The 10,627-nt window shown below is 65.8% G+C and carries 9 protein-coding genes and 1 pseudogene; 5 read left to right on the top strand and 5 right to left on the bottom strand.

Features of this window, described 5'->3' with window-relative positions; all coding sequences use genetic code 11:
- Positions 1-755 (top strand): EamA family transporter (locus tag AC1D1G_RS34620; RefSeq protein WP_477955618.1); only part of this gene is annotated, 755 nt, incomplete at its 5' end.
- Positions 756-875: 120 nt separating this feature from the next.
- Complete coding sequence (locus AC1D1G_RS34615; RefSeq protein WP_477955616.1) at positions 876-1,124, top strand: DUF6480 family protein; 249 nt, start codon at positions 876-878, stop codon at positions 1,122-1,124.
- A gap of 33 nt (positions 1,125-1,157) precedes the next feature.
- Here AC1D1G_RS34615 and AC1D1G_RS34610 read toward each other — a convergent pair whose 3' ends face one another.
- Positions 1,158-3,512 (bottom strand): ATP-dependent DNA ligase, encoded by a 2,355-nt coding sequence (locus tag AC1D1G_RS34610; protein WP_477955614.1) that lies wholly within the window; start codon positions 3,510-3,512, stop codon positions 1,158-1,160.
- 589 nt (positions 3,513-4,101) lie between these two features.
- On the opposite strand from AC1D1G_RS34610, the gene AC1D1G_RS34605 reads away from it, so the two are divergent.
- Positions 4,102-4,749, top strand: coding sequence for a superoxide dismutase family protein (locus AC1D1G_RS34605; RefSeq protein WP_477955612.1), 648 nt, complete (start codon positions 4,102-4,104; stop codon positions 4,747-4,749).
- 187 nt (positions 4,750-4,936) lie between these two features.
- Here AC1D1G_RS34605 and AC1D1G_RS34600 read toward each other — a convergent pair whose 3' ends face one another.
- The 4 genes from AC1D1G_RS34600 to AC1D1G_RS34585 are packed head-to-tail and all read right to left on the bottom strand — an operon-like array spanning position 4,937 to position 8,932.
- Positions 4,937-5,767 carry a glycosyltransferase family 2 protein gene (locus tag AC1D1G_RS34600; RefSeq protein WP_477955610.1) on the bottom strand — a complete coding sequence of 277 codons (831 nt, stop codon included), beginning with the start codon at positions 5,765-5,767 and terminating at the stop codon, positions 4,937-4,939.
- The gene (locus AC1D1G_RS34595; protein ID WP_477955608.1) at positions 5,764-6,768 is read right to left on the bottom strand and encodes a glycosyltransferase; all 1,005 of its coding nucleotides are present in this window, start codon (positions 6,766-6,768) and stop codon (positions 5,764-5,766) included. Before AC1D1G_RS34595 ends, AC1D1G_RS34600 begins: the two co-directional genes overlap by 4 nt.
- Positions 6,765-7,883 carry a glycosyltransferase family 4 protein gene (locus AC1D1G_RS34590; RefSeq protein ID WP_477955606.1) on the bottom strand — a complete coding sequence of 373 codons (1,119 nt, stop codon included), beginning with the start codon at positions 7,881-7,883 and terminating at the stop codon, positions 6,765-6,767. The genes AC1D1G_RS34595 and AC1D1G_RS34590 overlap by 4 nt, the downstream gene beginning before the upstream one ends.
- Positions 7,880-8,932 carry a glycosyltransferase family protein gene (locus tag AC1D1G_RS34585; RefSeq protein ID WP_477955605.1) on the bottom strand — a complete coding sequence of 351 codons (1,053 nt, stop codon included), beginning with the start codon at positions 8,930-8,932 and terminating at the stop codon, positions 7,880-7,882. The genes AC1D1G_RS34590 and AC1D1G_RS34585 overlap by 4 nt, the downstream gene beginning before the upstream one ends.
- A 726-nt stretch (positions 8,933-9,658) precedes the next feature.
- On the opposite strand from AC1D1G_RS34585, the gene AC1D1G_RS34580 reads away from it, so the two are divergent.
- Complete coding sequence (locus tag AC1D1G_RS34580) at positions 9,659-10,108, top strand: hypothetical protein (protein WP_280783742.1); 450 nt, start codon at positions 9,659-9,661, stop codon at positions 10,106-10,108.
- Between the two features lie 160 nt (positions 10,109-10,268).
- Positions 10,269-10,627 (top strand): annotated as a pseudogene (locus tag AC1D1G_RS34575) (ATP-grasp domain-containing protein); the annotation flags it as partial.

Below are 10,627 nucleotides of genomic sequence, written 5' to 3'. Positions count from 1 at the left end.
TGGTTGTCGCGGCCGTGGGTCAGGTCGGTGGGCTCCTGTTCGCCGTCGTCGCTGCCACAGCGGTCGGCTCCTCCGGTGTGCCGGCGCCGGTCGACCTGGCCTGGGGCGCCCTGTCGGGGGTCGGTACCGGAGCGGGGATGTTGTTCCTGTTCCGTGGCCTCAGTCATGGGGCGATGAGTGTGGTGGTTCCGATCAGCGCGGTCTGCGGTATCGCCTTGCCGGTCCTGATCGGAGTCGCCGCTCTCGGTGAGCGCCCGTCCACGCTGTCCTGGCTCGGCATCGTGATCTCGGTTCCCGCACTGTGGCTTGTCGCGGACACCGGTACTCGCGCTGGACCCGCGCTGCCGGCAGCCGCTCTCGATGGTCTCATCGCAGGAATCGGCATTGCCGTGCAGTATATTTCGCTGGCGCAGGCCGGGTCGGGGGCAGGATTGTGGCCCGTTGCCGCCGGGCGGGTCGCGGCGATCCTCACCATCGTGCCGCTGCTGTCGACCGTGGGACGCGCACACATGCGGCGGTCTCTTCACACCGTGCCGGCGGCAGCCGTCACCGGGGCGGCAGCAGCACTTGCGCTCATCGCGTATCTGCTCGCCACGAGGGAGCAACTCGCCGTCGTCGCCGTCGTGTTGTCCTCCCTCTACCCCGTCGTCCCCGTCGTGCTCGGTGTCACCGTTCTTCGAGAACGCCTGATCCCGAAACAGTCGGTCGGCCTTCTCGCCGCCGCGTCCGCGGTGGCACTTCTCGCCACAAGCTGACCCCTTGGCGCGAAACTCGGTATACGCGTCCGCCGTGTGGGGGTGGGAAATCCGGGTACCCGCATGTCACAGCCGTCCGCTCGAACGCCGAGCAGCCGTATTCCACGGAGGGCCGTTACTATGACCGCTCAACCTCCGGACCCTGATCCGGCGAACACTCCCGATCTCGAATCGGGCGGCGGTGTCCGACCAGGCTCGACGCCTCCGGACTCCGCCCAGACGTCGGGGTTGTCCGAGCACGAACCGCGCACCAGTTGGTCGTTTCCACCGACAGGCATTGCCACGATGGTGGTCATCGGTGTGATCGTCGTGGTGTTCGTGGCGATGGCGGTCCTGCTGGTGCTCGATATCGTCGGGGTCTTCGACTGAGTTCGGTCTCCCCTTCGAGGCACCGCCCGATGATCATTCCCGCCGCACGTCCTCGGGATTCTTGTCCGTGCGCAGGCCACGCCAGGTCGGGTGCCGGAGAAGGTTCGCCGTGGTCCATTCGGTGAACCCGACCTCGCCGACCAGCCGGGGAGTGACCCAATGCGCGTCCTTGCGTTGGGCGGTCGTCAGGGTGTCGGTGAACGGGCTCGTCTTCCGCGAGAGCCGTTCGAGTTTTCGCGTCAGGGACTCGAGCATCGGTTCGGTGAATCCGGTGCCGACCCTGCCGACGTACCGGAGCCCGTCCGTGTCCGGGATGCCGAGCAGCAGCGATCCCAGCGTGTCGCTGCGTGATCCCTTGCCGCGTCGCCAGCCACCGACGATCACCTCCTGGGTGCGCTGGTTCTTCACCTTGATCCAGGCTTTGCCCCGCCGGCCGGTCAAGTAGGTCGAGTCGTTCTTCTTGCCGACGATTCCTTCCCACCCGCGTCGACGGCTCTCCGCCAACGCCTCGGCGGCATCGCCGCGCAAACGGGCGGGGACGGTGAGACCAGTGCTCGACGCCAATTCCTCCAACACCCGGCGCCGATCCGCATACCCGTGACGCAGCAGCGAGGCGCCGTCGAGGTAGAGCACGTCGAACACGTAGAACTCGGCCGGATACTTCTGCGCGGCAGCGGTGATCGCCGCCGGCTTCTGCAGCCCGGACCGGTTCTGCAGGGCGGCGAAGCTCGTCACGCCCGCCGAGTCGAGGGTGACGATCTCGCCGTCGAGGACGACATCGTGATCGGCCAGTGTGTCCCCGATCGAGGCCAGTTCCGGGTAAGTCGCGGTGAGGTCGCGACCGGACCTGMTGTGCAGGTGGACCTTCCCGTCGGAGATCTCGGCAATCGCCCGTATCCCATCCCATTTCCCCTCGAACGACCAGAGGTCGGCGGGCATGTCGGGGAGATCCTGATCGGATCCGAGTGTCGCGAGCATGGGTTTCAGGTCCCGCGGCATCGGTGTTTCGTCGGCGGGCTTCGACGAGGCGCTCGCAGGTTCCTGGTCGGATTCGCTGTGCGGCAGCGGCCGTTCCTTGTCCTTCTTGATCTTGTGCATCAACCACTGGTCGTCTTTGGTGCGGATCAGCACGTACTGCCCGTGAAGGCGTCGGCCCCGGAGTTCGAACAGAATCTCGTCGCGTTCCCACTTGATGGGGACGTAGGTTCCCTCGTCGAAGATGTCCACTCGGCCGCCGCCGTACTGGTCCTTCGGGATGGTCCCGGAGAACGTGCGGTAGTCGAGGGGATGGTCTTCGGTCTGGACGGCGAGGCGATTCTTCGACGCAGAACGTGGGACGCCTTTGGGTACCGCCCACGAGACCAGTACCCCGTCGCGTTCGAGGCGGAAATCCCAATGCAGGTTGGTCGCGTGGTGCTCGTGGACGACGAAGCTCAGGGCCCGGCCCGAGTCCGCTGATGGTGAATCGGCTGTGGGAGCGGGGACCGGTTCGGGTGTCTTGCCGCGCTTTCGTTTGGATCGGTACGTCCGAAGGGAGTCCAGGGACGCCGAGAGTAGGTCGCCTTCGCTGCGGTATCGGTCGAGTACCTCGTCGAACCGCAATTGACGCAGATCGGTTGCCTCGAGCTCCTTCCATTCCCGTGGCGCGGCGACCGTCGGTTCGGAGCGCCCGCGCAACGAGTACGGAGTAACGGTGGTCTTGGCGACGTTGTTCTGACTCCAGTCGAGGAAGACCTTTCCCCGGCGGTCGGTCTTGGCCATGGTGGCGGTCACCGATTCCGGCGAGTCCTTCTCGAGTCTCTTTGCGAGCGTCCGGGCGAACGGAGAGGGGTCGATGTCGTTCTTCGCGGTGAGCGACGCGTAGACGTGAATACCCTTGCTGCCGCTGGTGACCGGGAACGACGTCAGCCCGGCGTCGTCGAGTTGCTCCTTGACCGCCAGGGCGACACGGGCACAGTCGGAAAGGTCCATACCTTCACCGGGGTCGAGATCGAACACCAATCGTGTTGCCGGTCCCGGTTTGCCGTCGACCACCGTCCATTGCGGCACGTGCAATTCCAACGCGGCGAGTTGTCCCATCAGCACCAAACCTGCGGCGGAGTCGATGAGGGGATAGTCGACGCTGCGGTCCTTGTGCTGCACGGTCAGTCGCGGAACCCATTTCGGCGTCGACGAGGGGAGGTTGCGTTCGAAGAAGGAGTCCGAGTMGACACCGTCCGGCCACCGCTTCCGGGTCACCGGGCGTTGCGCCAGGTGCGGCACCATCGCGGGAGCGATCTCCGCCAGGTAGTCGATCACCTCGCCCTTCGTCGTTCCCACGGACGGGTACAGAACTTTGTCGAGATGCGTCAGGTGCAGTCGGTGCCCATCGATCGTCCTGGTCGACATGGGTGTGGTGCTCCCTTCGAAGGTCTCGGATGAATTTTCGTGGGGACATCGTCAGCGGCGACATCGACGACGGCGAAAGGTTGTGTTGGGACCAACCCACCCGGCGCAGCACCGCAGGGCACCGACGGCCTCGGCGACAGCAGCGTCTGTGCTCGACCCCGCAACGACACCAGTTCCGACGTTGCCGGTCGACCCGCCGACGACCTTGAGACCCCGTTCATGACTCACGACGACCGAATACCCTGCCGTACCGCCCCGCCAATCGTCCGGCTGCCTACGGACCGACTGCCGACCCCACCCCGCAGTCCGCTGCGCAGGTCCGAGATCAACTGATGGCAGCGCCCTGATGAACCAGTCGGTTCCGCGGCCGAGGACGACGATGGGCCGCCGCAACAGAGCAACGTCAGGTGATCGGAACGGCGACCGGCAGGAGTATCGGAGCAACGTCGAAATGCTGTCTGAGTTGACAGGACGAGAACCGCAGTTCAACCCCGTACGGGTTGACCCTCTCGGCGAGAACCTGCACCGTCGGGGGACTGAGCCCTGTCGTGGGTGATTTAGCACCCCACCCTGGGGGTAATGCCGAATCATGCACACACGACACGTAACCCTGATCGTCGGCGTATCCCTCACCGTCCTCGCCGCAGCCGGATGCGGCAACGACGATTCATCGACGGATGTCTCGGCCACCGTGCAGACGCCCCCCGACTCTGTCGAAACGACGACCACCGGCATGCCTATCTTGCCCGGGTCTGAAGGAGCCTTCCAGTTGCCGGGCGACAGCGCCGGCGACGACAACGCCTTCACCTATGACGAAGCCGCTGTTCCGGTGGGTTCCTCCGTGAACATTGAATCCGAGGAGGAGGGTGGCCGCACCACCGTCACGTTCAACGCAACCGGCCTTGCCCCCAACCGTGACTTCGGTGTCCACGCGCACACGCGACTGTGTGGGCCACAGCCGTCGGATTCGGGGCCGCACTATCAGAACGATGTCGACCCTGCTGCCACGCCGGATGCTCCGTCGTCGGATCCGGCCTATGCGAATCCCCAGAACGAGATCTGGCTCGATGTCACCACCGACGCGAACGGCAACGCACAGGCTTCGACGACCGTCGACTGGGAGTTCCGTGACGGCGAGGCCAACTCGGTGGTACTGCACGCACAGCACACCATGACCGGTGCCGGACAGGCCGGAATGGCGGGTGACCGACTGGCCTGCATCGATGAAGACTTCTGACAGCATCTGTTGCCTCGCGACCGAGATCCGGATCGATACATGACAACGTGACCGGCCCGCCGTGAGTGCTGCCGGCCTCCCAGCGAACGACTGGGGAATGCGGGTACCCGGATTCGCGACACCCGAATTGGCAACGGCAAGCCTCGCCGTCCGTGGGGGACGATTGCACACCAAGGAAATCCCAGACTCACACCGCTTCGACCCACCGCCGGTGGATGGGATCGTAAGTGATCAGCCCCAGTTCTTCGAACGAATGCAACCATCCTTCCATGGGCCATCGGTGCCAGCGTCGATGAAACAGTTCAGCGTTGGCGAGGATGTCAGCGAGGTGCTCGACGGGGGGATCGGACACGGGATGGTACTGGTGGAACGCGTCGGCGCCGCCCACCCACCGCAGACCCACGCCCGCGGCGGCGGCGGTCTGCGCGAGATCGGTGTCCTCCCCGCCGTAACCGGTGTATTCGGTGCAGAATCCACCGATCCGATTCCAGGTGGCGGCGGTGACGGCGAAGGACAGTGACCAGAACAGGTCGTAATCGGTCCCGGTCAGCACAGTCCCTGCCGGCGGTGCCGGACGCGCCGGATGTGGGCGGCGTCGTTCGTGGACATGGTCGAGGTCGTAGCCCAGCGGTCCGGGTGGCGGCAGATAGGTGACCGGGCCGCACAACAGAGCATGGCGATGGCACCGCTGCCGAGCCGCGTCGACGTACCGCTGGAGCATTTCGGACCCGGCGATGCAGTCCACGTCCAGGAAGACCAGCAGTTCCGCCCCCGCAGCCAGAGCGGCCGCAGCACCGGCGTTGCGGGCGTAGGCCAGCGGGAGTGGGCCCCGATCGTGCTCGATCCACAACGGCCGGGTGGTGCTGCCCTCGGAGGCCACGACGTCTGCCACCGCGGGGTCGCCGATCGCGACAACCACGTGTTCGTCTGCGGCCACTGTGCTGCGTTCCAGAGACCGCAGGTGAAACCGCAAATGGGTGTCTCGGTTCGCGGCGATCGTAATGACCGCGATCCTCACCGCGAAGCCTCGGATTGCTTTGCGAGCGTGTCGATGACCGCCGCGGCGCGTGCGGCCGCCCCCGCGGTTTGCCAACGAGGCCACCGCTGACCACCGCGCTTCAGCGCCGCCTCGATCAGGTGTGGCCACGCGGTCACCGATGGCCACTGCGGCACCGACACTGCTAGCCCCTTGTCTGAGAGTGCCGCCGCGGTGGCCTGTTGTTCGTCGAACGGGCGTGATTGGGCGATGATGATCGCCGGACGGCGGGCGGCGGCGATGTCGGCCACGGCGTTCTGACCGGCGTGGGAGACCACGACGTCGGCGCCGCTCAACTGTGGCCACGGGTCATCCACCCAGGGACCGCCCGGGACGCCGAGCGCCTGCCACCGGTATCCGGGGTGCCGATGGGCGCACAACCGAATGTCGTCCATCGACAGATCCGATCCGCCGGTGCCGCTGAGCACCAACACCTGGGGACGCCCGGATGGCGGGGTGTCGTCACACTCGCGGCCATCGAACCGGCTGATTCCGCCCACAAAGGTGGTCTTGTGCGCAAATTCTTGGAGCCAGACCGGGTCGTACATCTCTTGCGGCCACGCCGCGATGATGTGCTCGGCAAGCTGATATCCCAGACGATGTGCCGAATCGGTACGAACTCCCGGCATGGCCATGACCACGACCGGCACCCCCAGAAGCCGGACGAAGGCCGCGACTTCCACCGAGACATCCACCACCATGAGACTCGGCCTGGCGGATTCGACCCAGGTGGCCACTCGGCTCATCCGCGAACCCAGACCCCGATCGAGCAAGGGCGCCCAGTGCACTGTCCCGTTGGCCGTCGGATCCAGGGGCGGACCACCGTGGTCGTCCCGGGCGAGGCAGATTACCTCGGCGAAGCACTCCGCACCGGTCGGCGGCGCAGACGACAGCGCGGTGACTGCCGTGGCGAGGGCGGAGCAGATACTCGTCGCCCGCACCCGGTGTCCCTGCCCGTGGTGATGAATGTAGTAGCCGATCACAGCGACGCCCTGGTGTGTCGGAACGACTTTCCGCTGTGGTGCGCCCGCGTCAGCCGCCGATAGGTAGCCACGTACGCGTCGACCATGGTGCGTTCGGAACAGTGTTCAGCGGCGCGGATACGAGCCGCCGGACGGGAGAGTCTCACGGTTTCCGGGATCGCCCGCACCAGGGCATCGAGGTCGTCCGGGGGTACCAGTCGGCCGCAGTCGGGGGTGAGCACTTCCGGGATCCCACCCCGGGCGAACGCGACCACGGGCGTGCCGCAGGCGAGTGCTTCGGCGACCACCAGACCGTAGGGCTCGTCCCATACCGGTGTCACCAGCGCCGCAGCCGACCTGCCGATCGCGGTGGCCAACGCGGACTGGCCCAGGTGACCGAGGTAGACGACGTCCCGGTTCAGGAGAGGTTTGATGGAACGCTCGAAGTACTCCTTGTCGCTGATCGGGCCGGCGAGTACGAGAGGAAATCCGGCACGTCGGGCGGCGATGATCGCGAGGTGAGCCCCCTTCTCGGGCACCAGACGGCCGAACCAGATCAGGCGCCTGCCCCCGCTGCCGACCGGCCAATCGGCGAGATCGACCCCATTGGGGATGACATCGATGTCACCGACTGCGTGCCGCCACGAGGCGGCGGTGTGTGCGCTCACCGCCGCGAACTGGGCGCCCTGCCCTGTGCCGACCGTGATGGCCGACTCGAGCCACGGTGTGGGCGGGGTGTGCAGCGTGCACAGAATCGGGGTGGGGACAGTGGCAGCCATGGCCACCGGCAAATAGTGCAGGCTGTGGTTGTGTATCACGTCGAACGCTCCCGCCAGAGGGCCGCCGAGATCGAGCATCAGCTGCAGATAGGCGTGATGTTCGGCCATGAACTCGATCGACGGCATCGATGCATCGGTTCGGGCCGCCGCGCTCATCTCGAGAGTCCGGACTTCGAGGTGCGTGCAGCCCAGTGCCGGATCGGAGTCCGGACCGGCGAACAACGTCACCCGGTGACCGTCCGCAGACAAGGCGCGGGCCAAGTACCACACATGCGATTCGAGACCCCCGGCGAACGGTTGCCGGATCGGGAATCGGCAGGACGCCAGAAGTGCGATCCGTAGCGGTGCCCCGGTCACGACAGTGCCTTCTCGTAGAGGTTGTGGTGTTCGCGGGCCAGCGCTTGCCGCTGCGACGCACGTTCGTCCCACGTCGCCCGCACCGGGTGGCCGCCATGGAGTGCGCGGATGCACCGGTCCAGTGAGGGCCCGTCGAAATGGGTTTCGTCGAACCCGAACACCGCGCAGTCCTGCTGCTCGCCGTAGAAACCGCAGTTCGGGGCCGCGACCGCGGTGCCGAGGTCGTAGCAGGCCTCGAGCCAACCCGAGTGGGTACCGAAGCGGTACGGAAGAACCGACACCGACAGCGACGACAGATAATCCCACAGTTCCTCGTCCGAGAAATACGGGTGGACTCGGACTTCGACGCGGTTCCGGTCCCCGTAGCGCAGAAGACGCGCACCGGCGTCGGGGGCGTACCAGTGATTCTCGGGATCGAAGATTTCGTCGTGGACGTCGACCTGCAACCGAGCACCCTCGAGACTGAGTACCGTCTCGGACAGTGCATCGAGGACTGGGAACGGATCCATGTTCGCGCGAAGACTTTTCACGTGCACCCCGATCACGAACTCGTCGTCGCCGGGCCGTGGGCGGTCGATCAGCAGGCGCTCCACTACGTGCGGGTGTCCGAGCACCGTGGCCGCACGAGACCACTGTCGATCGATCACCGCCGCGGCTCCCGGGGTGAGGGTGACGACCTGTGCGGCTGCCGGCACCAGCGCATCGAGCAGATCGAGGTGCGGTTCGGGATCGGGTTGGTGCGGGTTGCGCAGATCGTGGACGGTGTACACCAGGGGGATATGGCGAACGGACAATTCGTGGAGAATCGCCTCCATCAGGGCAGGGTCGATGGCGTCGAAGCCGAAGTGGATATGAAACACATCGAATTCCCTGTAGTGCCGGCTGATCCACATCGGGTCGAGCATCAACGGCGGCCACCATCCTCCCGGTACCGTGCGTCCATCTGCGGGGATCGGGTCCGGGAGCCGGACGACGTGATCATTGCTTCTCGGATCAGTGAGATGTCGAACATAGACGTGCGACGCCGGCACCGAGGCGACCCGGATCATCTGCGCTTCCTCTCCATGAGTGTTGGTTGACGAACTTTCCTTGCTTGGAATCCAATGCTGTCGAGGGCGTCCGGGGGACACTGGCGAAGTCGATCTATGCCACAACGGGGATCGACGAACCTTCGTTCCACCACGGAAAGCTCTCCGCCGCGCATGTTGCAGCGAGGCGCTCACCCCGCTGGCAACAGGTTCTGTCCGCACCTTCGACAAGTGGCACGGTTGCAGTGCGCAGCGCGGCAGCCCGCTGACCGAGCCGGGGGCAATGTTCGGGGGGATCCGGGACTCGGCGATAGCTGGGGACCTGATCGGGATCGAGGGAATCGGCGGACTCTGTCGGGCACGGCGTAGCTCCTCGCTGGCAATTCAGTGGGATGGAGCCGCATCGCTGCTGTACGGATTCGCTCTTCTCGGTATGCCCAGTCGTTCCCAAAACAAATCAGTCGCCCTGCCGAGGCACGTGCTCGATGCGGCCGCTCGACGACCACGGCATCATCCCGGAAGACCCGGTGATCGACGACTTCGGGACACCAGACCTCGCCGAGACGAGCAGGTCAGGGCAGATGCGCCCTGGTGAGGTTTGCGTCGCGCCAGGATGGGCGCAGTGCCAAACCTTGCCCACCCGAGAGATGCGGTTTCGTGTCCGTGTTTCAGGGCATAGCTACAGCAGATGGCAACCACGAACGAAGCCGAGAATACGGCGTTCTGGTTCATCAACGAGGAGTGATCATGGGTACCGAACCAGGCAAACAGCTACACGAAGAACCACAGTCCGAGCGCGGCCCCGAAGGCTCACGCGACGCGGGCCCGGACCAGGCTGGAGCAGGCCAGACGGACCGCAAGCCGGGGTCCCTGGATCAGGAGGAGGTCACCTCCTCCGCGGAGCAGGGCACGAACCCGGCGCCCGCTGGCGGCTCGCTGCCTCCCGGCGGCGCGGAGCCGGCGACACCGCCATACGACGGCCGGACGACCAGCACGAAGGAAGGGCGCCCGGAGCACGACGACCATGTGGACGCCACCGGAATGCAGTCGCCGACACCCGGGGAGACCCCACGCGGCGCGGTGGCCTCTCCGGCCGAGGAGAAGCCCGCTGTACACGCGGCCGAGACCGAGGGCAGCGACTCCGGAGTGGGACCCGCGCATCAGGGAGGCGTCGGCAAGGGCGAAGACAAGAAATGACAGACCCCGGCAGCGCCGCTGGGGATGTCTCAGAAGGGGGGGCGCTCGTTGCCTGCCCGGCACCCCACCAGGCGCCCGATATGTGTCTGTGCCGCGTTCCCAGCGGCTGGACTGATTGCGGGTCTGGCGTTATCGAGGGCGCCGGCAGGGAGGGTGAGGTATGCCCGAGAACGTGTTTGTCCTGGGACTGGATCAGCACAACAAGCGGATCCTGGAGCGGATGCCGGACGCGCGAGGGTGCCGGTTTCATTCCTTGCTGTCGTGGGAGGAGATGTTCGGCGAACGCATCGCATTCGATGACCTGCTGAGCTCAGCGCAGTGCCAACTCGATTCCTTCTCCGGATCGGTTGATGCGATCATCGGATTCTGGGATTTCCCGGTCAGTGCGATGCTGCCACTCTTGCGCAATTGGTGTGGGCTCGCCACAGCCTCCGTCGAGGAAGTGGTGATGTGTGAGCACAAGTACTGGAGCCGGATCATCCAACAACGTGTGATCGAGGAGTACCCGCGGTTCGGGCT

The organism is Rhodococcus sp. P3_B8 (assembly GCF_056402775.1).
The sequence above is the reverse complement of the archived record's forward strand: the minus strand, read 5'-3'. Positions and strand labels throughout refer to the sequence as shown.

Bases quoted from the DNA above. Each gene is read 5' to 3' on its own strand.
- AC1D1G_RS34580 (WP_280783742.1), top strand. From the start codon at position 9,659: ATGGGTACCGAACCAGGCAAACAGCTACACGAAGAACCACAGTCCGAG.
- AC1D1G_RS34605 (WP_477955612.1), top strand. From the start codon at position 4,102: ATGCACACACGACACGTAACCCTGATCGTCGGCGTATCCCTCACCGTC.
- AC1D1G_RS34585 (WP_477955605.1), bottom strand. From the start codon at position 8,932: ATGATCCGGGTCGCCTCGGTGCCGGCGTCGCACGTCTATGTTCGACAT.
- AC1D1G_RS34615 (WP_477955616.1), top strand. From the start codon at position 876: ATGACCGCTCAACCTCCGGACCCTGATCCGGCGAACACTCCCGATCTC.